Source organism: Ralstonia sp. Ralssp135, assembly GCF_047304345.1.
Classification (GTDB): domain Bacteria; phylum Pseudomonadota; class Gammaproteobacteria; order Burkholderiales; family Burkholderiaceae; genus Ralstonia; species Ralstonia chuxiongensis.
In genome coordinates this window covers 1-20,230 of sequence record NZ_JBGLYZ010000058.1, presented here as the reverse complement: position 1 = coordinate 20,230, position 20,230 = coordinate 1, and the positions used below count along the sequence as shown (strand labels likewise).

At 60.0% G+C, this 20,230-nt stretch carries 26 protein-coding genes and 1 pseudogene; 16 read left to right on the top strand and 11 right to left on the bottom strand.

The annotated features are described in order from the left end of the window. The 3 genes and pseudogenes from ACCD03_RS24225 to ACCD03_RS24215 all read left to right on the top strand — a co-directional run. Positions 1-892, top strand: a pseudogene (locus tag ACCD03_RS24225) (hypothetical protein); the annotation flags it as partial. An 11-nt stretch (positions 893-903) separates the two neighbouring features. Then, positions 904-1,782 (top strand): phage tail protein, encoded by an 879-nt coding sequence (locus tag ACCD03_RS24220; RefSeq protein ID WP_413413154.1) that lies wholly within the window; start codon positions 904-906, stop codon positions 1,780-1,782. After that, a complete protein-coding gene (locus ACCD03_RS24215; RefSeq protein WP_102079707.1) occupies positions 1,757-1,963 on the top strand; it encodes a tail protein X in 207 nt (68 codons plus the stop codon). The genes ACCD03_RS24220 and ACCD03_RS24215 overlap by 26 nt, the downstream gene beginning before the upstream one ends. A gap of 11 nt (positions 1,964-1,974) precedes the next feature. Here ACCD03_RS24215 and ACCD03_RS24210 read toward each other — a convergent pair whose 3' ends face one another. Next, positions 1,975-2,805, bottom strand: coding sequence for a hypothetical protein (locus tag ACCD03_RS24210; protein WP_413413153.1), 831 nt, complete (start codon positions 2,803-2,805; stop codon positions 1,975-1,977). 235 nt (positions 2,806-3,040) lie between these two features. On the opposite strand from ACCD03_RS24210, the gene ACCD03_RS24205 reads away from it, so the two are divergent. From ACCD03_RS24205 to ACCD03_RS24185, 5 genes are all read left to right on the top strand, one after another. After that, positions 3,041-4,108, top strand: a complete 1,068-nt coding sequence (locus tag ACCD03_RS24205; RefSeq protein ID WP_413413152.1) for a phage late control D family protein — start codon at positions 3,041-3,043, stop codon at positions 4,106-4,108. Between the two features lie 86 nt (positions 4,109-4,194). After that, a complete protein-coding gene (locus ACCD03_RS24200; RefSeq protein WP_413413151.1) occupies positions 4,195-4,833 on the top strand; it encodes a glycoside hydrolase family 19 protein in 639 nt (212 codons plus the stop codon). Further along, positions 4,834-5,178, top strand: a complete 345-nt coding sequence (locus tag ACCD03_RS24195) for a hypothetical protein (protein ID WP_045203129.1) — start codon at positions 4,834-4,836, stop codon at positions 5,176-5,178. It abuts the gene before it with no gap. A 264-nt stretch (positions 5,179-5,442) separates the two neighbouring features. Beyond that, on the top strand, positions 5,443-5,964 hold the full coding sequence (locus tag ACCD03_RS24190; protein ID WP_045203128.1) for a lysis system i-spanin subunit Rz: 522 nt from the start codon (positions 5,443-5,445) through the stop codon (positions 5,962-5,964). A gap of 241 nt (positions 5,965-6,205) precedes the next feature. Beyond that, the gene (locus tag ACCD03_RS24185) at positions 6,206-7,003 is read left to right on the top strand and encodes an alpha/beta fold hydrolase (RefSeq protein WP_045203127.1); all 798 of its coding nucleotides are present in this window, start codon (positions 6,206-6,208) and stop codon (positions 7,001-7,003) included. A gap of 185 nt (positions 7,004-7,188) precedes the next feature. Here ACCD03_RS24185 and ACCD03_RS24180 read toward each other — a convergent pair whose 3' ends face one another. After that, positions 7,189-7,851 (bottom strand): Bro-N domain-containing protein, encoded by a 663-nt coding sequence (locus ACCD03_RS24180; protein WP_413413150.1) that lies wholly within the window; start codon positions 7,849-7,851, stop codon positions 7,189-7,191. Positions 7,852-8,581: 730 nt separating this feature from the next. Here ACCD03_RS24180 and ACCD03_RS24175 point away from each other — a divergent pair. Then, a complete protein-coding gene (locus ACCD03_RS24175; RefSeq protein ID WP_413413149.1) occupies positions 8,582-9,193 on the top strand; it encodes a hypothetical protein in 612 nt (203 codons plus the stop codon). Positions 9,194-9,239: 46 nt separating this feature from the next. On the opposite strand, the gene ACCD03_RS24170 is transcribed toward ACCD03_RS24175, so the two are convergent. The 3 genes from ACCD03_RS24170 to ACCD03_RS24160 form a co-directional block, all read right to left on the bottom strand. Then, positions 9,240-9,386 (bottom strand): hypothetical protein, encoded by a 147-nt coding sequence (locus tag ACCD03_RS24170; protein WP_413413148.1) that lies wholly within the window; start codon positions 9,384-9,386, stop codon positions 9,240-9,242. 145 nt (positions 9,387-9,531) lie between these two features. Beyond that, complete coding sequence (locus tag ACCD03_RS24165) at positions 9,532-11,373, bottom strand: ATP-dependent nuclease (RefSeq protein ID WP_413413147.1); 1,842 nt, start codon at positions 11,371-11,373, stop codon at positions 9,532-9,534. A gap of 20 nt (positions 11,374-11,393) precedes the next feature. Beyond that, a complete protein-coding gene (locus ACCD03_RS24160; RefSeq protein WP_413413146.1) occupies positions 11,394-11,912 on the bottom strand; it encodes a hypothetical protein in 519 nt (172 codons plus the stop codon). A 191-nt stretch (positions 11,913-12,103) separates the two neighbouring features. Between ACCD03_RS24160 and ACCD03_RS24155 the strand changes: the two genes are divergently transcribed. The 5 genes from ACCD03_RS24155 (at position 12,104) to ACCD03_RS24135 (ending at position 14,798) form a co-directional block, all read left to right on the top strand. Continuing rightward, positions 12,104-12,370, top strand: coding sequence for a CPCC family cysteine-rich protein (locus ACCD03_RS24155; protein ID WP_413413145.1), 267 nt, complete (start codon positions 12,104-12,106; stop codon positions 12,368-12,370). A 511-nt stretch (positions 12,371-12,881) separates the two neighbouring features. Then, positions 12,882-13,178 carry a hypothetical protein gene (locus tag ACCD03_RS24150; RefSeq protein ID WP_413413144.1) on the top strand — a complete coding sequence of 99 codons (297 nt, stop codon included), beginning with the start codon at positions 12,882-12,884 and terminating at the stop codon, positions 13,176-13,178. A 76-nt stretch (positions 13,179-13,254) separates the two neighbouring features. Continuing rightward, positions 13,255-13,692 (top strand): T6SS immunity protein Tdi1 domain-containing protein, encoded by a 438-nt coding sequence (locus ACCD03_RS24145; RefSeq protein WP_413413143.1) that lies wholly within the window; start codon positions 13,255-13,257, stop codon positions 13,690-13,692. A 367-nt stretch (positions 13,693-14,059) separates the two neighbouring features. Then, on the top strand, positions 14,060-14,335 hold the full coding sequence (locus tag ACCD03_RS24140; protein WP_413413142.1) for a hypothetical protein: 276 nt from the start codon (positions 14,060-14,062) through the stop codon (positions 14,333-14,335). A 31-nt stretch (positions 14,336-14,366) separates the two neighbouring features. Beyond that, positions 14,367-14,798, top strand: coding sequence for a hypothetical protein (locus ACCD03_RS24135; RefSeq protein ID WP_413413141.1), 432 nt, complete (start codon positions 14,367-14,369; stop codon positions 14,796-14,798). On the opposite strand, the gene ACCD03_RS24130 is transcribed toward ACCD03_RS24135, so the two are convergent. Then, positions 14,795-15,028 carry a hypothetical protein gene (locus ACCD03_RS24130; protein ID WP_413413140.1) on the bottom strand — a complete coding sequence of 78 codons (234 nt, stop codon included), beginning with the start codon at positions 15,026-15,028 and terminating at the stop codon, positions 14,795-14,797. The two genes, ACCD03_RS24135 and ACCD03_RS24130, sit on opposite strands and share 4 nt — an antisense overlap. Positions 15,029-15,103: 75 nt before the next feature. Between ACCD03_RS24130 and ACCD03_RS24125 the strand changes: the two genes are divergently transcribed. Beyond that, complete coding sequence (locus ACCD03_RS24125; protein WP_413413139.1) at positions 15,104-15,685, top strand: TetR/AcrR family transcriptional regulator; 582 nt, start codon at positions 15,104-15,106, stop codon at positions 15,683-15,685. 105 nt (positions 15,686-15,790) lie between these two features. Here the strand turns inward: ACCD03_RS24125 and ACCD03_RS24120 are convergent, their stop codons facing one another. The 3 genes from ACCD03_RS24120 to ACCD03_RS24110 form a co-directional block, all read right to left on the bottom strand. Beyond that, positions 15,791-16,192: a type II toxin-antitoxin system HicB family antitoxin gene (locus tag ACCD03_RS24120; protein WP_260803339.1), complete on the bottom strand. Its 402-nt coding sequence runs from the start codon at positions 16,190-16,192 to the stop codon at positions 15,791-15,793. Positions 16,193-16,252: 60 nt separating this feature from the next. Next, complete coding sequence (locus ACCD03_RS24115) at positions 16,253-16,435, bottom strand: type II toxin-antitoxin system HicA family toxin (protein ID WP_413413138.1); 183 nt, start codon at positions 16,433-16,435, stop codon at positions 16,253-16,255. 122 nt (positions 16,436-16,557) lie between these two features. Further along, positions 16,558-17,466: a LysR substrate-binding domain-containing protein gene (locus ACCD03_RS24110; protein WP_413413137.1), complete on the bottom strand. Its 909-nt coding sequence runs from the start codon at positions 17,464-17,466 to the stop codon at positions 16,558-16,560. 114 nt (positions 17,467-17,580) lie between these two features. Between ACCD03_RS24110 and ACCD03_RS24105 the strand changes: the two genes are divergently transcribed. Next, positions 17,581-18,570, top strand: a complete 990-nt coding sequence (locus tag ACCD03_RS24105; protein WP_413413136.1) for an SLAC1 anion channel family protein — start codon at positions 17,581-17,583, stop codon at positions 18,568-18,570. Between the two features lie 38 nt (positions 18,571-18,608). Here the strand turns inward: ACCD03_RS24105 and ACCD03_RS24100 are convergent, their stop codons facing one another. Both ACCD03_RS24100 and ACCD03_RS24095 read right to left on the bottom strand, forming a co-directional pair. Beyond that, positions 18,609-19,544 carry an SOS response-associated peptidase family protein gene (locus ACCD03_RS24100; protein WP_413413135.1) on the bottom strand — a complete coding sequence of 312 codons (936 nt, stop codon included), beginning with the start codon at positions 19,542-19,544 and terminating at the stop codon, positions 18,609-18,611. Positions 19,545-19,868: 324 nt separating this feature from the next. Further along, a partial coding sequence (locus ACCD03_RS24095) for a hypothetical protein (RefSeq protein WP_413413134.1) occupies positions 19,869-20,230 on the bottom strand: 362 nt, incomplete at its 5' end.

Genomic DNA, 20,230 nt, shown 5'->3' with positions numbered 1-20,230 from the left:
CTTCCAGGTCTTTCTCGATCTCGCTGCCGGCGCCGGAACGTCGGTCAGCAAGCTGGCGGCGGAATCGCCCAAAGCGACCGTCGCCATTGGCGGTGTACTGGCGTCGATTCTGGCGTTCCGCAGCGCCCGCGCCGCGTGGTCGATCGGCAAGGGCCTGACCAACATCGCTCGCGGCACTGCCGTTGCTGCAGGCGTTGGCCGAACGGCCGAGGCGGCTGCTACCGCTGCCAAGGTGGCACCGGCCGCCGCGAAGGCACCCGGCGTGCCGGGTGCGACCGGCCGGTTCCTGAAAGGCGCAGCGCCCAAGCTGGGCAAGGTCGGCTCTGTCGCGGGCGTTTTGGCGCTGGTGGGCACGGCCGGCATGGCAAGCGCGGAAGCGGCAGAGAGCCCCGGCTCCAAAGCCGACAAGGCCAAAGCCTTCGCGGGCATTGGCGCAGGGCTGGCCGGGGAACTTGCCGGCGGCGCGGCGGGGCGTGCCATTGGCGCCGTTGCTGGCACAGCCATCGCTGGGCCCATCGGCACCGTTGTTGGCGGGCTGCTCGGCGGCATGTTGGGTTCGTACCTTGGCGGCAAGGCCAGCAGCGCCGCAGCCGGGCTAGCCTTGGGCGACACCAAGCCCAAGGCCGAGCTGATCACTGGCAAGCCCGTCCTGCCCGCCGGCGCCGCAGAGGCGCTCGGCACGGTCAGCGCGCTCGCCAAGGCGCCGCCGGCACCGCCGCCGCAGGTCGACCAACGTTTTGAGTTCGCGCCGCGCATCGCGTTGACGGTGCACGGCGACGTCAAAGACCCGCGCCAGCTTGCCGAGGAATTGATGCCGCACCTACGCCGCCAGTTTGACGACTACGCCGCACAGCAGCGCCGGGCGGCCATGTCGGATCGCCCGCATCTGTAACGGAACACACCATGGATTTTCAGACCTTCGCATCCGCAGCGGCCACGCATGCGGCGCGCGCGGCCGAGCATGTCCGGCAGATGGAGCGGTTGCTCGACAAGCCCGACGGTACGGGCGAAGCCAACGCCCAGCGCCGCGAGGCGCAGGCCTTGGGCGACCTGAACAGCGCCGGCAACGCACTTGCCGCCGCTGGGGAGGCTATTGGCGGCACAGGCCGCATGACAGCGGTACGAGGCGCAGCGCAGCGCGCGCTCGGCCTGACAGACACCGCGCTGGCCGGCATCCAACGCACCGCCGTTGGCGAGCGGTTCAACACCATCCTGCGTGCCGCGCAATCCACCGGCGACGCACTGGCAACCGTGCGCCGCCGCCTCGATGCCGTGCTGCCTGCAGTCACGTCTAACGTGCGCAGCCTGGTGCCCAGCTACGCGCTGGGCCCAGACAAGATCCTGGGCGCCGGCCAAGCCGCCGGCGCCACCGAACGCCTGCTCGTGCTGTCGACGGATGACGGCGAGCAATTCCAGTTCGGTCTCAGCACCGCCGCATACGACCGCCTGCGCCGCGAGACCCGCTACAACATCGCCGCGCAAGAGCGCATCCAGCGGCAAGAGGCATTGCAAGCCGTGGGCGCGGGCGGCGACACCATCACCGTATCCGGCGCCATCTTCACCGCCGGCGGCGCAGGGGCAGGGCAGCTCGACCGCCTGCGCGCCATTGGCGCCGCGCTCAAGCCCGTGCAACTCACCACCGGCTCGGGCGACGTGCTCGGCCGCTACTTCCTCGACCGCGTGGGCGAAGAGCAAGACGCGCTGCTGGCCGATGGCACGCCGCGCAAACAGGGTTTCGATTTGGAGTTCCGACGCTATGGCGATGACTATCAGAACATCTGACGGCGACGTGCTGGACGTGCTCTGCTACCGCGCATACGGCACGCTGGCCGGCACGGTGGAAGCCGTGCTCGATGCCAACCCCGGCTTGGCCGCGCGCCGTCAGCCGTACGCCGCCGGGGTGGAGATCTTCCTGCCCGATCTCACGCCCGCGCGTGACGAGCCTATCCAGCTTTGGACGTAGTGCGAATGCACCTAAGGTTGGTTTGCCGGTTTCTGAACCGCAGTCGTCTGGGCAAAGAGATCTGGATCAACAAGGTTCATATTCGGCAGCGGATCGATCTGGAAAACACGTTTGAAATCGTCGGGGCCGAGGATTCCAAGTGCGCCTCCAAGGAACTCGTTTACGCGTGCATTGATCGAGTCCGCAGTAGGAATGACTTGCGCGAGTTTGACATCCGATTTGGTTTTCAGCGTCTCCCGCGCATGCTGTTTACGATAGGCGAGCAGGCTTGCAAGCTTGGCACTGCCACCGCTACCAGCGAGCACAGCCCTCGCATGCCTTTCAAAGTCATCTCCATTGTCGATGGGCAGCGCATACGTAAGGCTGACGTTCGCAGCTTGCGGCGCTCCATCTCTGTGTTGAATCCAGTCGTCCTTGTTTAGACCGTAAGTGCCGTATAGAGCCGAACTTACGTGATAGCCCCGGGCAAGTTCCACCGTTCTCGGAGCCTGCGTGGCACTTCCTGTTGACCACAGAATCTGGTTTGCCAACTGGTGACACACCCCGTCGATTCCGTAGACGAAGATGGTGCCCGCCGCGGCACGGTCATTTCTGGAGTCCGCATTCGGCTCGCACAAGTAAGTAGCGGCTTCAAGGCTTGCTGTGCCTTGGGCAATCAGAGCCGTGCCTGCAGGGTGGAATGAGCCCCAGGAGTACCAGTAGTCGGACGAAGCCTCGACTACTGCATCGATGGAGCTGTATGGGGTTACGCGGTTGTCGTATGCCGTCACCCAGGTGTGGTCGACGATGGAATCTTTGAAGAACGCCGGAGTTGTCCACGCATACAGTTTGACCATTGACATTTGTGCCTCCGAATCCAAGACGAACGGGTATGTGCGGCATGAAATGAGCGTAGCAACAAGGGCGGCTTTGTCACGAGGCAATTCAATTGATGGCGGCCCGGAGTTTTTGCTTAGGAAGAAACCCTTTTAACTTGATTCGATTAGTCACTTTTTCATTGCTTCTGTGTACAGAAAAAGGAGCATTGAAATGGGGGCGATTTCAGATCTTTAGGGACGAGGCAGTCGAGTGGCTGATATGCGACAAGCAATTTTTGAAGTGGTTGCGGACGGTAGCGACATCACCGCGCTGCTGCGCGATCGCGTGCTGGAGATCCGCACCACCGACAAGCCCGGCATGGAAGCCGACCGCTGCGAGATCCGGCTTGATGACCGCGACGGGAAGATCGCCTTCCCGCCCAAGGGTGCCACGCTGCGCATTTCGTTCGGCTGGGCCGGCAAGGGGCTCTCGACACGTGGCACCTACGCCGTTGATGAGATTGAACTGAGCGGCCCGCCGGCCACCATCGTCATACGCGGCAAGCCGGCCGACATGCGCGCCACCGCCAAGGCGCAACGCAACGCCAGCTACACCGGCACCACGCTGGCCGCCATCGTGGCGAGCGTGGCCGCGCGGCACGGCTGGAAGCCCGCCTGCACGATCGAGGCGCAAATCGACCGCGCTGACCAGTTTGGCGAGAGCGATCTGCATTTCATCACTCGGCTTGCGCGCCAGTACGGCGGCACCGCCACGGTCAAGGGCGGCCGGCTGATCGTCGCCCCGCGCGGCGGCGGCAAATCCGCAGAGGGCAAACCACTCGCGCCCATCGTGCTACGGCCGGAAGACTTGATGCGGTACCGCCTGACCTTCCCAGACCGCAGCAGTGTCGGCGGTGTCAGAACCCGCGCGCACGATGCCAAGACCGGCCGCAAGATCGATCTGTACATCCCGAACCCGGACGCGCCAGATGGCGGGCCCGCGCAGGCCACGCACACCGAGCGACACGTGCACGCCAGCCCACAGGCCGCCAAGGCTGCCGCCAAAGCCACGCTGCAACACATGAACCGCAGCACCGCCGAAGGCGAGCTGGAGATGATGGGCCGTGGCGATATCAGCGCCGAGAAAGCCCTGCGCCTGCAAGGCTTCAAAGCCCAGGCCGATGGCGACTACCTGGCCGAGACGGTCACACACATCTACGCCAACAAAAGCTGGCTGGTGAACGTGAGCCTCAACGGCGGCAACGCAGGCAAGGCCAAGGCGGGGCAGGGGAAGCCCAAGAAGGCCGCAAAGGTGACCAACCTGGTCATTCCCGCGCCGCCCAAATAACAAGACACACAGCAAGACACACGCGCTCGCACCTGCGGGCGCACTCAATCAGCCCGCCACCCGGCGGGCTTTTTCATTTCCAAGCCATGAACAAAGACACCTTCAGCAAGGCAGCGGCCTTGCCGCCCGCGCTCGCCAATCGCTGGTGGCCGCACATCGAAGCCACGTGCAGGCGCTTCGGCATCTCCACGCCCGCGCAGCAAGCGGCCTTCATCGCGCAGATCGGGCACGAGTCCGGCGGGTTCACGCGCGTAACGGAATCCTTCAACTACGCCGTGGCCGCGCTGCCTGCCATGTTCTCGCGCATCACGCCAGCGTTGGCCTTCGCGCTGGGCCGCGCGCCCGACGAGCGCGCGGTGCCGCTCGAGCGGCAGATGCGCATTGCCAACATCGCTTACGCCAACCGCTACGGCAATGGCGATGCCGCCAGCGGTGACGGCTGGCGCTACCGGGGCCGCGGCCTCAAGCAAATCACCTTCCTGGCCAACTACCGCGAGTGCGGCCATGCGCTCGATCTCGACCTTCTGACACATCCCGAGCTGCTGGAGCGCGATGAATACGCCGCGCTCTCCGCCGGTTGGTACTGGTGGGCATTCGGCCTGGGCAAGCTGGCTGACGCCGGCAAGTTCGACGAAATCACGCGCCGCATCAACGGCCCGGCCATGGAAGGCGCAGAGCCGCGCCGCGCGCGTTGGGCGGTCGCCAAACAAGCATTGGGAGCATGAATGGCAGAGCAAACAGGTTGGGGCGCGCTGCTGCGCGTGGTGGACACGATTCTGCCCAGCGCGGCTGGTGCGCTGGTGTCGCTGCGGTTTATTCCGGGCACGCCCGTGCAGCGCGTGGCGGCGCTGTTGCTGGGCATCGTGTGTGCGCATTACCTCGGCAACGGCGTCATTGGGTGGAGTGGCGTGCCAGTCGGGCTGGTGTCTGACGCCATCAAGTTCATCGCCGGCGTGTTCGGGCTGACGATCGTCGGCCACGCGTACGGCGAGCTCCCGGCGCTGCGGCGCCTGGTGCACGACTGGCTGCAGCAGGCAGCCCAACGCTGGACAGGAGGCCGCAAAGAATGACGATCAGCCAAAACGACGTGCTCACCGCCATCGACATCGTGGCGCTCGTGGCCATCTGTGCGGGGGCGGCGTGGTCTGCGCTCACGCAGGCCATTCCGCATGGGCTGCGCGGCGCGCTGCTGCTGGGCGCCGTTGCCCTGTGCGCGCTCGGCAGCGCCTCCGCCGCGCTCGACGGCACCCCCAACATCGCCACCGTGCAACTGCACTGCGCGCTGGCGGTGGCGGGGCTGTGGGTCACTCACATCATCCGACAAGGCAAAGCCAATGAACTTCGCAATCGTCCGGCTCCTGGCAGTGGCAGCGGTGGCTGCAGCAGCCGCGTGGGGCTGGCAGGCCAACCGCTACGACAAGACCATCGCGCAGATGCAACGCGACCACGCCATCGAGCGCCAAGCCGCCATCGATACCGTTATGACCGCGCTGCAGGCTGCCATCGCCCGGCACCGGCAGCTTACCGACCAGCTCGACGCGCTCGACCGTACCCATTTCTCGGAGATGCAACGTGCCACCGATGAGAACACGCGTCTGCAGCGCGCTCTTGCTGCTGGTGATGTACGGATGTCAATGCGCGCCCGTTGCCAGCCCGACGCCAGTGCCGGCGCAGGTGAAGATCAGCCCGCCGCCAGCCTGGGCGATGGAGCCGCCGGCCGATGTGAGCTATCTGGAGAGGATGCGGCGGATCTTGTCGATCTCTTCGCAGGAGCCGAGCGGGACGGGGAGAAACTGAGATACTTGCAGGCGCGTGAGCGTGCGGTCGAAGGGGTTGGCGTTTGTGTGCAGCGCTGATGGGGGCAGCAGATCGGCTGAGCGCGAGCGTCAGCATCCAACTGCGGCCGTTCGGCCAGGGTCCGATGCACATGTTCGACCGGCTCTTGATGGCCGACCTCCGGCCAAGCGCCCATCGGCGTGCCCACCTATTGACCCACGTTCGAGTGATTGATAGGATGGCATCACTTTCAAAACGCCCTCCCGGTTCGCCGGGAGGGCGTTTTCGTTTTGGTTCCCACAACCCCAATGGAACCTTGGAATGAAAGCACCCGTTGAAATCCGCCCCGGATCTGGCGCCAGCCTCGGATATGTGCAGTATGGCAATGGCCCCATTCGCGTGCTGGTCATGCATGACTGGCTCGGCGACCACTCCAGCTACGATGCAGTTATGCCCTGGCTTGATGGCCACGCGTTCACATATGTTTTCGTCGATGCGCGTGGCTACGGGCAATCCATCGAATTGGCCGGTGAATTTACGATAGAGGAGATTGCCGCCGATTGCCTCATGCTCGCCGACCAGCTCGGTTGGAGGCGCTTCCATGTAGTCGGCCACTCGATGACCGGGATGATCACACAACGCATCGCTGCGGACGCTCCATCTCGTGTCATGAGCGCGATCGCCGTGTGTCCCGTTTCTGCCGCTGGAAATCGGTTGAGTCCGGAGGCTCGGGCCTTCTTTGCCAGCACGATAGAAGACGACAACGCCCTTCGGCGGCTGTTCACATTCGTCACCGGAGGTCTTTCCGATGGATGGGCTGATCGCAAGGTGCGACAAAGCCGCGACACGGTCGCACCTGCCTGTCGGGCGAGATACCTCGAAATGCTGGTCACGGCTAACTTCGTCGATGACGTTCGGGGCCTTGAAACACCGTATTTGGTCATTGTCGGTGATAAGGATCCCGGACTTGATTCGGAGGCAATGGAGCGTACCTTTCTCGCGTGGCATCCGAACGCAGAACTGCACGTTATCCCTAACTGCGGTCATTACCCGATGCAGGAGTGTCCGCCTTATTTCGCAACCGTTATCGAGGGCTTCTTGAGGCGCAAAGCCATTTGACCTGAATGGATGAAGGCAAGCTGTAAGCGGATATATTCGGGCCCGGGCTCGAATTGTCCGCCTCGGGTCGGAAGTGGACAGTCGTAGGCAGGCCATCATCGACCGTTATCTGCCAGTAATGGCCAGCCCAAAGGGCCGGCACCGCCGCCAACCCGCCCAGCGATGCAAGCCCCAGCCCACCCGCTCTACACCCCCGCCTCAATCAAATCCGAAATCTGCACCGACGCCCGCGCAAAGTCAGTCAGCGCGCGGGCGCGCTTGTGCCGATAGCTGCCGGCGGAGATGACGACGGGCTCTTTGGCGTCGTCGTGCTGCAGGACGATGAGCATGCCGGTGTAGCGGTCTGCCTGGTAGATGTGTTTGTTGAGCAGTTGCAGCGCGCGCTCGACGTCGGCGGGGTAGAGGCTGGCGAGCTCTTCCGGTGTGAGGGCTGCGCGGGGCGCGGCGTCGATGCGCGGTTGTGCGGTGAACTGGCCGGTCTTGCGGATGGCCGGCAGGACGATGGACGTGACCCACTTGCGGAAGCGGTGCGGCACGGTGCCGGGCTTTACGGCGTCGCGGCAGCGGAGGACGAGGGTGTACATGCCGGATTCGCTGATGATCGTCTGAAGGCGCGCTCCACCGCGTCGGCCGGAATGACCCTCAGTTAAGCTGAGGGTCATTCGTTCGTCACTATCGAGCGACCGCAGTGCTTCGCTCGGATTGGACAATCCCAATGCCATGCAGACATCTGTGGCAACGAACCAAGGCTCGTCGTCGCGCATAACAACGCGCACGGTGTGGGACTCGAAATTGAAGGTGTTCGGGATAGGGGCGAGCGCGGACGCGCCAACAGACGTACCAGTCATGGCATGACTCCTTGAGTGCGGTTTGAAAGCCGCTTTCCGACGCTAATCGGAGGGGGCGGCGACCGAGCGGGTTAGCGTTACCGGACTCAAGGAACCGGCGCCCCTTGCGGAGCCCGCGCCCGGCGCCGCCATTGAGGAGGCCAGACGTGCGCATGCAAAAGCCGCGCGTAAAGAACTAGCGCGGCTGATGTGCGCCTTGAGTTGACGGGACGCTAATCCCGTGTGCCGGTGTTTCCGGCAACCGGCCGAGTATACGGCTGGTAGGAGTTACGTGCAAACCAGCGGGAAGGAGGGCGGAAAAGATACCGGCAGCTTACCCACCAGCTGGACCGACTCCCCCCTATTTGAGTATTGCGTGGAACTTTCGCTCTATGCGAAGCTTATCGGGCCCAATAAGGGGACTTCTGAAGGAGGGCCACGTGTTGACCCAATTTTTGAATACCCCAACCGTTCGCGCTGGCGGCATCCAGTGATTGTCTGATCCTGTGGGGTGATGTTCTGGGAGTAACGTCAAAAAGCGGCAGTTCGGGCGCTACCAAAACAGGCGCGTCCGGAACCGCTTCCATCAGATCATGCCGGGTTCGGTGGAGTGCAGTTCGACATAAGACGGGAGACGGCGGGTCAGACCGCTGCTTTGAAGGAGCCCTGCAGGCGGTGCCTACGGGACAACTCACGACGACAGTGCCGAACAGGGCTGTCTCCTTCCCACCTTCCACAGCCAGATGAATAAATGAAGTTCGTCCATGGCGATGAAACCGACGCGAACCTTTGCCGGATGCTTCGGCATGAGTATTTGCGCTGCACCGAAGCACTCCATGACTTCGCGGCCGCAGCGCGGAGGTTGCAGCAGGGCGAACAAGGGCGTGAGCTTGCGTATCGGGCATACAACTCCTATGCACGTTACATCCACCACCTGTATGAATTCATATTGGCATGTGATCAGCGCACGCGCGGAGACGCATCTCCAATCCGGGGTGCGGTCGCCGAAGCGGTGATTGCAACTTGCGCGCAACGTGCTTTCCGACTTAGTACGTCATCCCTCAACTCCGCACCGCTCGGCGCGTCAGCCCTGAGCACGGGAATCAACGTATCGCTTCAGGAAATGACGGACTTTGCGAGAGCTCTGCGAAAAGCGCGCAACATTGCGATGGGACACGTCAAGCATGAGCGAGCCAGCCTAAACTTATCCGAGTTCTATGGCAAGTATCACAAGTATCTCGTCGCGCTCCATCGAGCGTCAGTTGGTGCTTGGGGTGATTTCGGCGAGGAGTTCCCGGATCTCGGCGAGGTGACTGCGTTTTCAGTTCTCGTCAAAAGCACGCCAGCAAGTTCTATTTGCTAGCCGCGAGAGAAAAAAGGGGACCAATCGGCCGCCCGTCCTACCCGCTTCACATCGGGTGATACTTGCCAAAGCCCATGTAGTCATAGAAGACCTGATTGGCCTCCTCCCAACTCGCGGCCTCGAACGTTTTCACCAACACCGAATCCTCTTCGAAGACCTGCGGTTGCTTCTCTTTGGCTCCTTTCTCGACCAAGATCGGATTTCGTCGGAGAGACGGCGGTGAGGCCCAAATTTCATAAGTCGTCATGGCAATCGGCATCACGCGTTATGGTCACAGGACAACGACGGCCGAAAGCCCTGGCAGCCCAAAAGGCATCGGCAATTCGGCCTACTGTACGTTATGAAGCCGACAAGGCGCCCGACACCACATCGGCCAGCGGTTGCAGGAACGTTGGCTCGTTTGCAATCAGCCACTCGGTAATCTGCACGGAATGGGTCGTCTTGCGGTATTGCTCGGGCTGTTCAGGAAGGGCCACGAAAAGATCCTTCAGCAGCTTCGGCGCGTGCACTCGCGTCAACCAAACGCTCGAAGAAAGGAGCTCAGCTTCGTCCGGAATGTCGGTCGTCGACGATAGATAGCTCTGTTGGCGCCCGTTTTCTTCGATCCAATTCTTGATGACGTCGGCGCCGAATGTTTGCTTCGTTGAGATCGATAGCGTCTCCGCAATTGCTTGCGGGTGGAGAATGAAATTTTCAAAACAAAGGCGGGGAAGGAAATGTACCAGTCCGTTAGATGCCGCGGACAAGCTTGATATCTCGTGGCTCGGTCTTCCTTCGCTGTCAAAAATGAATCCGACGGCGGGGGGCAATAGTGCGCCTGCCTTGCTTAGGTTGGTGTACACATCAAAGATCATGCGCGGGCGAGTTTTCTTGGATTCAAAATCACCCGTCGAGTTAACTTTCAAGATGGAGATGCCAATTGTTTTGATCTTCGCAATTTCAGAGGCAATGCGTGGGAAAGTTAGCTCTTCCGTTTCGCCCTCCACCCACAGAATCTGATCGGCGCCATAGACGTCTGAAAGTTTGGCCCCAATGTTTGCGAGTCCTTTCTGGATGTCATCAAGGTTGGTGGGGTCGAGTGAAAGTGCCTTTGATACGCCGAATTCATTGACCACATTTGTAACGGTGCTCGCTTCCGAAGAGCGAATGACCTCGGGTGAGTGTGTTGTGATGATGTACTGATGTTCTATTTCTAGGTCATTCAGTATCTGTAGGAGGGTCCGTACTGCCTTTGGATGTAGGAAGCTGTTGGGCTCATCGATCGCGATCGTCAATGGCAAGGTCGCGCTCATTGCAACATAAAGAATGGCGAGAACCTGTCCAATGCCTGTACCGCATTGCGAGAGGGGGATGGAGATGTCGGGGCGGCGCGATTTTGGGGGAACCAGCCATACCCGAATTTCGAACTGCTGCGCCTGATACGGTGTTGCTTGAACACGGTATACGCTCGGGAAGACCCGCGATACTAATGCGTTGTATTCGTTGAAGAGATCTGGGTTGTGAGATTGTAAATAATTCAGGCATTCGGGGAGGTTTCCAGCATCAGATCTGAGTTGCCCTGACGCGCCAAAATTGTAGCGATCAACATTTAAGCGCTCTGCTTTGAAGCGATAGAGCTTGGAGAGTAATGATGTACTCTGTTGTTGGAGTAGAGAAAAGGTGTTGGAGAAATTTGAAATTCTTAGTTTATCGATTGATTTGAAATTAACATAACATAGGTTGCATGAGTCATTGTTCTGGTTTGCGGGGCCGTATGCCTTATTATTTATTAGTATTTGAAATCCAATCTCAGGGCCGTTGCTTTGCAGGTTTGCTGTGACTAGAAATTTAAGATCAATTGAATTATTTATGTAATGTGCAAAGTCAATTGCGATATGTCTTTGATCGTCGGGAACTGGTAGGTATGCTTGCTCTCCCAGGTATCTGGAAAGTTCTTCTTTTTTTATTGAGACGGCTAGCCTAATCGTAGAGGTTGATGGTGGCGTGTCCGTGGGGTGTGGTTTTGTTATTTCTGAAAGATGTGGGCTTGCCTGAGCTTCTTTTGGTAAAACTGCGTCTAGAATAGAGCTTTTTCCGGAATTGTTTTCGCCAAGAATTAGATTTATCCCTGGGGAAAGAAAAATTTCGGTTTCGGTATAAAAACTCTTGTAGTTTTCGATGCTGATCTTCGTGATGTGCATTTGTTTTTCCTTTGACTTCTCTACGAAGGACTGAATCTGATGTCCATAAGGTAGACCCCCGGCCCGCTAACCTTCTCGGTGACGCTGACCGTGCCGTGTTCCGGGATGGGGTATAGGCCCCATCGCGCCGCGCACGTTCTGATCGTGCCGGCTCGCCCGGGATCATTAAATTCGATGGCGTAGCGGCAGCTTTTGTACCCCGGCACTCTCACATACGACGCCTGCGATGTGAGTACGCGGTTAGATGTAATCCTCGGCAGCGCGGTGGCCCACATCCACGCAGCCAAGCACCCGACCAACCCGAAGCACACGAACTGCTCCACGGGCATCCTCTTTTTCGTTGGAAATGGTTTTTGCCCTTGAAGCTCGATCAGGGTGAACAGCGTTCCTACAACGATGCCTCCGGCCAATGCGATGTAGAACCGTGGGAACGGCGATGCGGCATAGCAATCAGCGGACAGGTAGATGCCGAAGCCTAGGAGGAACAGCAGAAATAGGAGCGCGGCAGCGTTTAGGGCCGCATTGTGTCGTGCGAGCATGCTTTGAGTCGTCGCGCTCTAGGGCTTCTAGGAGCCAAAAAGCCAAGGATACGCCGCTTGTTGCTGTGCCAACAGTGGTCGCCTTTGGCGAGGCAATTGCCGCCTTTGGCCGATGAGCGTGAGCGGAGCGTGACCGCTACCGTGCAGCCAATGAGCGAGAATCATCGCTTTGCAACGACTGGCGGACCTCAATGGATCTCGAGCACCAATGCAATTGCTGTGACTACTTCACCGTGGGCGCGAGAGGGGACTGGGAAATCTGTCCTGTGTGCTTTTGGGAAGATGACGGCTTCGGATTGGATGACCTTGATTCGTCGTCGGGAGCAAACCACGGCCTCACCCTGTGGCAAGCGCGGGCCAATTTTGCGCGCATAGGGGCATGCTGTGAGGCGATGCGCTCTAAGGTTCTGCCGGCAGATGAGCGGGGCCGCTATCGTTATGTGCCCCGTCAGGTTTGATGTAGGCAGGACCGTGTCTGATTTTGGAGGGTACCGGACATCGTTGCCGGTGCTGAACATAGCGGACGGTTTGTGGCCTTTGGGCCCGCCCTAAATCGCATGCAATGGAAAAATTGAACGATGCTCTTGGCATGTTGGCGCTGTCAGAACCGCTGAGGAGCGCTGCGGCCAGTGTTGTGGCGGACTACGGTAGTGACGTGCCTCTGACGGTCTTGTATGGGGGACTGGGCCGACATCTTGCGCGACAGTTCAACACATTGTCGGCGCAGGAGAAAATTCAGGCCTGTGATGCTATCGAGAAGGAAATGACTAGCCGCGATTCGAGGCGCGTCGAATTGGTTGCTACCGGCCTGCTTGAAGCGCTATTCAACGCTTCGCGCGCTCAATCTGTCTGGGAAGAAGTGGAGCATTGTCTTGGGCCACGATCGCGACAGTACCTTTCGGACTGGGCTCAGTGGAAGTCGATATAGCATCGCATCCTCAGCATGGAATCGACACGCCGGTTGGCTACATGGAACATCTGATCATCTACTTCACGCACGATATCCGCGACATCCTTCCTTACACTGACTTCATCGCAAAGGTGCGGCCCGCTATAGAAGCGAACGGTGTTGGCGAGTACCTTGGCGATGACATGGCGATTGATGGAGGAGACGCCCAAGGCGTCTTCGCTTGCCAAAGTGCAAGGGCTCTGTTCGAGTTCATTCGGCCGCAGCTTAGTCAACTGGCATTCATGAAGGGGGCGAAGGTGACTTTTGTCTTTGGGGCGCTGGACTCCGACGCCGACAGAGAAGAGTTTTATATCTGAACCCGCATTCTGGCAATATTCCGATTCTGATCGAAGGCTGACATCGATTGGATTCATTGCGGCGGGAGGCCAACAGATGCAACTTCTTGAAGTTGTCCAGAGCGCCTGGGGTTGGACCGGCATTCAACCGGTGGAACTGATAGACGAGAACGACTTCGGCAATCTCATCATCAAGGACGCGCACGGACAGTACTGGCGGCTCTGCCCGGAAGATTGCTACTGCGAGGTAGTTGCGACAGACCAACCAGCGTTCGCGGTGCTGGCCGCCGATAGTGAGTTTTTGGTGGACTGGCAGATGAGTGCGCTGGTGGATCAAGCAACGCAACGGTTTGGTCCGCTCGCGGCAGGGCGGAAGTTCTGTCTCAAGATTCCGGGCGTGCTCGGCGGCGAGTACGGCGGCGATAACCTCGGAACAATCTCGATGGAGGAGCTCATACGCTTCTCTGGCGACATAGCTCAGCAGATTGCCAGTCTCCCGGACGGGACGCCAATCAAGCTTTCGGTTGTTGACTGATATCCGCTATGACCTTCGCCTTTGAATGCGCCACGTGCGGAAACACACGCGAAGGCATGCCCAGCTTTGTCGCGGCTGCTCCGGTGATGGGGCGCTGCATAGGAGTGTCTACATATGAGAACTGATAAGAGCGCCATTCAATTCTCGGGGAAAATTCTTGTCAGGTGCGCTTTGGTCGGGCTACTTTTTTCCGGTAGCGCCTATTTATTCAAGCATGCCGCGTTCCCCGTGCTGTTGGCAGTATTCCTGATGCCAGTCGCTGTAGGTCTAGTGCTCGTTGGGGTTGTTGTCCTTTCGCCAGCGCGGGGTCAGAGTGAGACTGACGCCAAGAGGCCATGACGGCCGCCATAGTTGCCGCGGATCAGCTTTGACCACGTTGAGAGAAGAAGGCGATGTGAACCTCTACATAGTCTATTTGCGAGGTGATGGAATTCTCCTGTCGCGCCAGCGCTATGAATCGTGGCAGCAAATTCAGGACGAGGTCGCCGATTACATGGCGTCCTTGGGGCCGTGGTCGCCGGAAGAGACCATCGAATACCTCGAAGACGAGCATCCTGGGCTCGATCCCAGTGCTGCCACGCAGGTCCGCGCGCTTCTAGCGTCGGCTGAATCGATTGTCCGTCTGCGGTTCAAGCAAGAGTAGCGTGGGCGGCCGCCTTGCAGAGGGGCGATAAATGCGGCGAAAACTCGGGTTCGTACTTGCTGCAGCGCTGTGTGTCGTGGCGCACGCGGAAGAGGCTGACCAGCCAGCATGGCGCGCCAAGCCGCAGGCGTACGCCGCGGTCAATAACATCTTTGCGGCGCGCGAGCCGTTCAATCGCGCACTTGTTGTCGACCAAACATTTGTTGAGGCGACGCCTGAAGGGCTGCGCTTCTGGTTTCGCATCTTTGGCCCCAACTACCGCATCTACTCGGAAGCAGGCGAGGCGAGAAGAGTCGCGGAGGGGATGTACCTGTACACCGGAAACGGTGACACGACTTGCGACTTGCTGTTCCGACTTCGGCCTAAGCGCTCCCTTCGCGTCGAAGGTCGGCCAACGCCTGACGGTAGCCAAGGTGGCGCACGATTCTGCCCCGGGGCAATCAGTCTTCCGTTTAAGCCTTAGGCCACATTCAAGTGCGTAATTCGTTCGTGCGCGTCGGTGAGGTGGAATCCATGCCGCTCGATATCGTCTAAGCACGAGTTCACATCGACGCCACGATGCGGCTCGTCCGGGTGCATGTCGAGCACCTTGAACGGGGTCCAAGGGCCGTGCCGCTCGGGGAGGTTGGCGCCGTGCTCATCCAGCGTGAACCCGAATACGCGACCTTGGCCCCGGAATATGTGTACTTGCATGGTGTTCTCCAGTTGGGCCATTCTCAAAAGGAGAACGCCGCTTTACACTGTGTAAACTAAGTTGGAGTTTACACAGTGTCAAGTCCAGAGCCAACGACGCGCGCCCGGATCCTGCTAGCCACATTGGCGCTCATCGAGGGCGGCGCCACCGGCATCACGATGAGCCAGATTGCCAAGCAGGCAGACCTGTCGCGCCAAGCGCTGTATCTGATCTTCGAGAACAAGGCGGATCTGTTCGTCGCGCTGCTTCGATATGTGGACGGCAAGCGGGGAATTGTTCAAGAGCAGGCGCGCATCAGGGCGGCTGAGAACGGCGTTGCAGCACTGCTGGCGCTTGTGGACCGACAGGCTCGACTGTGCCCCGCGTACAAGCCGCTTGCAGATGCCTTTGAACTTCTGCGGCGGCAGGATCCCGATGCAGAGCAGGCATGGCAAGACCGGCAAAGCGATCGCCTGGAAGGCTGCCGTGTTGTCGCCGCCCGTATCAAAGCAGACGGCAAACTCCGTGGTGGGATTTCGGTTTCTGCCGCTGCGGATCTGATTTGGTCGCTCACCTCATCGGCAACTTGGGATGATCTGGTGGTCAAAAGCGGCTGGACTGCTGCCGCGTATCGGCGGCACATTGGGGAAGTCTTGCGGCTGTCGCTTGTGAAATGAAAAGGCGGGTCTGCCTTTGGCCATAGGTTCGGATTGACGGAGCTTGCCAATCACCTCTGCGGCGAGCAGTGCCAAGAAAAAAAGGCGACCAACCGGCCGCCCGTCCTACCCATGCGCCATCAATTCCATGGCCGCGCGGGCGAGAAGCCCGCTGCGTGTTTCATGCCGTTTCTCGGCAAACCGATCCAGCTTTCTGAGCACGAAGCGGGGGAGTGACACGTTGATGCGCTCCGGGGTGCGGTCAAGCTCCTCGTCATCGATTTCAACGATCGCCCAGATGGCACCGGCGTACTCGTCTTGCTTGGTCAGGTCTTCAATTGTCGAGCAGGTTACGTCTACGTCTTCGCCGAGCTCTGCCAGTGTCTGCAGATGACCCGCGATCGCCTCCCGCGTGTTGCGGATGGCTTCATCGACGGTATCGCCCCACGAATGCACGCCGGGAATATCCGGCACCGTGACGCCATAGACGCTCCCCTCGTCTTTGTGAATCGCGATGGGGAATTGCATGGCTTTTCTTCCTAGGTTGTTACGCGACAGGTTTCGCACTTCTGCGAAAAACCGCCGGCCTCACTTCAGGCCGGCGGATTTCAGGATGCTTCGAACTGTTCCGATCGGCAGGTCTTTCTTCGGGTGTGGCACCGTCACAAGGCCCCGCTTTTCCGGATGTTTGTAGTGATGATGGCTGCCAGTGATGCGCACCAACTGCCAGCCGTCATCGAGGAGCATCCGGATTAACTGCCCAGACTGCATGGGGGTCTCCGGTTGTTCTGTGTGTAATTTTACACACGAACACGACCGGGGCAAGAGGAAATGTGTAGTTATGTGTGTTGGTTAGCGAGTATCCCGGGGGCGTAGAGCAAAGCAAAAGCCAATCAGATACTCAGATCCTCCAGCAGAGCCTTCAATCGCGGTCCGGCAAAATCAAGAAATGCGCGCACCTTCAACGGCAGGATTCCCTGTCCAAGGTAAACGAGGCTGACGGGCCACGGTGCCGGCTCGAACGCCTCGAGCGCGGTCGTGACCGCACCGGCACGCACCGCGTCCGCCACCTGGTAGGAGAGGACGCGAGTAAGGCCGACCCCGGCCACTGCCGCGTCGATTGCGGCTTCGGCAGTGCTCACGACCAGCCGCGAACGGATGGGTACCTCCACCTCCGCCTGACCCGACAGGAAGGTCCAGACTTGCTTAGATGCAATCTGTTCCATGGTGATGCAGGCATGGCCGATGAGCTCGAGGGGAGTCGTCGGTGTGCCATGTTCAGCGAAGTAGGCAGGGCTCGCGCAAACGACTCGACGCGTTGTGCCAATTCGCGTGGCGATGAAACTGCTGTCGGGTAGATCCCCGATCCGCACTGCGACGTCGACCTGCTCTTCAAGAAGGTGCAGCACGCGGTCGGTCAGCACCATCCGCACATCGATGTCCGGGTAAGTCGCGAGGAATTCGGCGACCACCGGCAGCAACTGCAGGCGTCCGAAGACAAGGGGCGCCGTAATGACCAGCTCCCCCTTGGGGGCCGCGTATTCCCCCGACGCGGCCCGCTCTGCCTCTCCCACTTCCTCCAGGATGCGCCGGCATGCGGCGACATAGGATTGTCCGGCTTCGGTCAAGGCAAGTTGCCGCGTCGAGCGATTCAGCAGTCGGGTTTTGAGGTGCGACTCAAGTTCTGCAACCTTGCGGCTGACCGTTGCAAGTGGAATCTCGAGTCGGCGCGCCGCTGCAGAGAAACTGCCCGCGTCGACCACGGCCACCAGGATCGACATGGATTCGAAACGATCTGCCATTTCTCATTTTCTGGAAGGATCTTTCCAAATATTGCCAGATTATCTTTCTGGGTGGAAACACCTACCATTCTGGCTTCCCTCGGCGGGTCGCGCCGGGAATTTGGAGAATGTGCTGTGTCGACACTTTCGAGTACCCATCCGCCGGCTTTGCAACGAAACGCTTCCATCAAAAACCTGCCCGTCAATTTGTTTGCGTCCGTAATGGGTATTGCTGGCCTGTCCATCGCGTGGCGCCAAGCCAGTCAGGAATTTGGGGTCACTCCCCTGATATCGGCGGCGGCCGGCATGCTGGCCATCGTCGTGTTCCTGGTGCTCGGCGCGGGATATCTCGTTAAGGCGATCCGGCATCCGGATGCGGTCCGCAGCGAGTTCCGACATCCTGTGGCAGGCAACTTCTTTGGCACCATCACCATCGCTATCCTGCTGCTCTCTTCGGTCGTTGCTCAACTAAGCCAGCCGCTCGCCGAAGGCATTTGGATCGTGGGCACAATTGCGACGATCGCGCTGTGTTTCACGATTGCAAGCCGATTGCTGCAAGGCAAGATTGACGCTGCGCACGCTGTTCCCGCGTGGTTTATCCCGGGAGTCGCGACTCTGGACATCGCAGTTGCAGGTGGGAACATGCCGATGCTGTGGGCCCATGAAGTCAACATGTTCGCGCTGGCCGTTGGAACGATGATCGCGCTGCTGTTCTTCACGATGATCATGTCGCGAATGATCCATCACGAGCCCTTGCCCGCGGGCATGGTTCCTTCGCTGCTGATTCTGATGGCACCGTTCGAAGTGGGCTTTCTTGCCTACACCAACTTTCTACAGCGCGTTGACACGTTCTCCGGGTTGCTCTTCTACTTCGGTCTCTTCATATTCCTGACACTCGCGCCCAAAGTATTTCGCAGGGGAATTCCTTTCGCTTCCGGTTGGTGGGCCATCAGCTTTCCGATGGCGGCCCTCGCGAGTGCCGCGCTGAAATACTCGATGTTCGTCCAGGCTTGGCCTGTGACCCTGATTGCGATCCTCCTCCTTGCGATGCTGAGCATCGCGATCGTGGTTCTTTTCGTCAGAACCCTGCACATGCTTCTCAATGGCAAGCTGCTAGCCGGTTGAAGTGGTCACTTGAAAACAGCGGTACCCAAAGCAACTCTTCACGTTGCCGCGCGATGCGTGTAGTACGGCCGCAGCTTGTCCTCAAGAATCGCGTCTACCGCATCGAGATCGCGCGGCTCCGGGTTCAGCCACGCATCAATGTTCTCCGGCTTGATCGGAATCGGGCAGCGGTCGTGCCCGGCCTCTGCAATCTCCGGCGGCGGATCGTCGGTGATGATGGCGAACGACAGCAGATCCTTCTCGCCGGGCTTGGTCGCGCGCCAGTGTGACCACACGCAGGCGACGAGCAGCGTCTGCGGCGGGTCGGGGCGGAATTCGAGCACGACGTTTTTGCCGTCTGGCCCGGTCACGTTTTCATAGAACGCGTCGACCAGGACAAGGCCGTGCGTGCGTCCGTACTGGCCTTTCCAGAAGCCGCGCAGGTTGTCGCGGCGGGCGTTGTAGGTGCCGGGATACTGCTCGTCGTAGAAGGCCGGTTTGCCGGCGGGGCGGCACTGGTAGCGCATCGGCTTCACGACGCGCCGGCCGTTCTCCATCACCATCACGGGCGCGTACCAGCCGGGGTAGATGCGCGAGTCGCGCGGCTTCAGTTCGGTGCTCTTGATCTCTTCGAGTTTGCCCGTGGCCGCCGCGATCTTGTTGGTGGCGATGCGGGCGTCTTCAGCGGCCTTCTTGGTGGCCTTGGTGGCGAGGGCCTGCTGGGCTTTCTCCAGCCGTTCGGTCTGCTTGGCCAGTTCCTGCAGCAGCGCGATCTCGTCTGCGGCCATGCGCGCGCGGATGACCTCGGCGATCTTCTTTTCTTCTTCTGTCTCGGGCGATTCGAGGAAGTGCACGGTCATCGCCTTCGGCACGCGCATCTTCGGGTTGGCGAAGTACTCCATCACCATCCGCGTGAATTCGTCGAGCGACATGATGGCGCCGTACTCGTGTACGAACCGTCGATAGTCGGCTTCGATTTGGGCGGAGTAGCACATGGGTGCGCACCCTTGGAGCGGGGTGGTCTGATGATAGTGCGGGCGGTAGCGTGAAGACGTGCCGGTAAAGCCGCACAAACAGGGGTGCACTGGAAGGCGCCCCGAAGGGTGCATCGATTCGCTCAAGCGCGTAAAACGTTTGCCGCGAACCGAAAAAAAGCGCCCTGCACACGCGGGCGTGACGCTCCCCCTCGGATGAGCTGTCATAAACGCAGGTGCGCAAAGTACGGGCCATTCAGCATCCTGCGTATTTCCATTATTGGTGACCGGGGTAGAAATCAAACCACCAATAAGGAGGGTGTCCCGGCCGTTTATTTCAGGCCGTCACCGGCGGTCGGCTGGCAGTCGTTCCCCTCTGACCTTGACGATCATCTCGGACAGCCAACTCTCTTTTTGCAGCGCTGCCCGCAGTGCCAAAACCGCAGCGCCGAGCGGGTTGTCCGGGTAGACAAAATACTCTTCCGTTTCTACGCGCCAGGCGTGGTAGCCGAGGACGTGAAGCGCGCGGATCTCCCAGAGCAGCCGCATGACGGTTTCGTTGTCGCGGTGCTCTTCGGCCAGCTTGTGGAGCTCGTCAAGGGTGAGCGAGGGGTAGCGCTCGCGGATGGGTTTCGACATGGGCGCACCGTCACCATTTGCGAGCGCGGCGCATTGCCCGGCGGTCTTGTGGGGTGGGCTCTTTGGGG

What these genes read in the sequence shown, in the direction of transcription:
- ACCD03_RS24220 (WP_413413154.1), top strand. Translation starts at nt 904, where the DNA reads ATGGATTTTCAGACCTTCGCATCCGCAGCGGCCACGCATGCGGCGCGC.
- ACCD03_RS24215 (WP_102079707.1), top strand. Translation starts at nt 1,757, where the DNA reads ATGGCGATGACTATCAGAACATCTGACGGCGACGTGCTGGACGTGCTC.
- ACCD03_RS24210 (WP_413413153.1), bottom strand. Translation starts at nt 2,805, where the DNA reads ATGTCAATGGTCAAACTGTATGCGTGGACAACTCCGGCGTTCTTCAAA.
- ACCD03_RS24205 (WP_413413152.1), top strand. Translation starts at nt 3,041, where the DNA reads ATGCGACAAGCAATTTTTGAAGTGGTTGCGGACGGTAGCGACATCACC.
- ACCD03_RS24200 (WP_413413151.1), top strand. Translation starts at nt 4,195, where the DNA reads ATGAACAAAGACACCTTCAGCAAGGCAGCGGCCTTGCCGCCCGCGCTC.
- ACCD03_RS24195 (WP_045203129.1), top strand. Translation starts at nt 4,834, where the DNA reads ATGGCAGAGCAAACAGGTTGGGGCGCGCTGCTGCGCGTGGTGGACACG.
- ACCD03_RS24190 (WP_045203128.1), top strand. Translation starts at nt 5,443, where the DNA reads ATGAACTTCGCAATCGTCCGGCTCCTGGCAGTGGCAGCGGTGGCTGCA.
- ACCD03_RS24185 (WP_045203127.1), top strand. Translation starts at nt 6,206, where the DNA reads ATGAAAGCACCCGTTGAAATCCGCCCCGGATCTGGCGCCAGCCTCGGA.
- ACCD03_RS24180 (WP_413413150.1), bottom strand. Translation starts at nt 7,851, where the DNA reads ATGACTGGTACGTCTGTTGGCGCGTCCGCGCTCGCCCCTATCCCGAAC.
- ACCD03_RS24175 (WP_413413149.1), top strand. Translation starts at nt 8,582, where the DNA reads ATGAAGTTCGTCCATGGCGATGAAACCGACGCGAACCTTTGCCGGATG.
- ACCD03_RS24165 (WP_413413147.1), bottom strand. Translation starts at nt 11,373, where the DNA reads ATGCACATCACGAAGATCAGCATCGAAAACTACAAGAGTTTTTATACC.
- ACCD03_RS24160 (WP_413413146.1), bottom strand. Translation starts at nt 11,912, where the DNA reads ATGCTCGCACGACACAATGCGGCCCTAAACGCTGCCGCGCTCCTATTT.
- ACCD03_RS24155 (WP_413413145.1), top strand. Translation starts at nt 12,104, where the DNA reads ATGGATCTCGAGCACCAATGCAATTGCTGTGACTACTTCACCGTGGGC.
- ACCD03_RS24150 (WP_413413144.1), top strand. Translation starts at nt 12,882, where the DNA reads ATGGAACATCTGATCATCTACTTCACGCACGATATCCGCGACATCCTT.
- ACCD03_RS24145 (WP_413413143.1), top strand. Translation starts at nt 13,255, where the DNA reads ATGCAACTTCTTGAAGTTGTCCAGAGCGCCTGGGGTTGGACCGGCATT.
- ACCD03_RS24135 (WP_413413141.1), top strand. Translation starts at nt 14,367, where the DNA reads ATGCGGCGAAAACTCGGGTTCGTACTTGCTGCAGCGCTGTGTGTCGTG.
- ACCD03_RS24130 (WP_413413140.1), bottom strand. Translation starts at nt 15,028, where the DNA reads ATGCAAGTACACATATTCCGGGGCCAAGGTCGCGTATTCGGGTTCACG.
- ACCD03_RS24120 (WP_260803339.1), bottom strand. Translation starts at nt 16,192, where the DNA reads ATGCAATTCCCCATCGCGATTCACAAAGACGAGGGGAGCGTCTATGGC.
- ACCD03_RS24115 (WP_413413138.1), bottom strand. Translation starts at nt 16,435, where the DNA reads ATGCAGTCTGGGCAGTTAATCCGGATGCTCCTCGATGACGGCTGGCAG.
- ACCD03_RS24110 (WP_413413137.1), bottom strand. Translation starts at nt 17,466, where the DNA reads ATGGCAGATCGTTTCGAATCCATGTCGATCCTGGTGGCCGTGGTCGAC.
- ACCD03_RS24100 (WP_413413135.1), bottom strand. Translation starts at nt 19,544, where the DNA reads ATGTGCTACTCCGCCCAAATCGAAGCCGACTATCGACGGTTCGTACAC.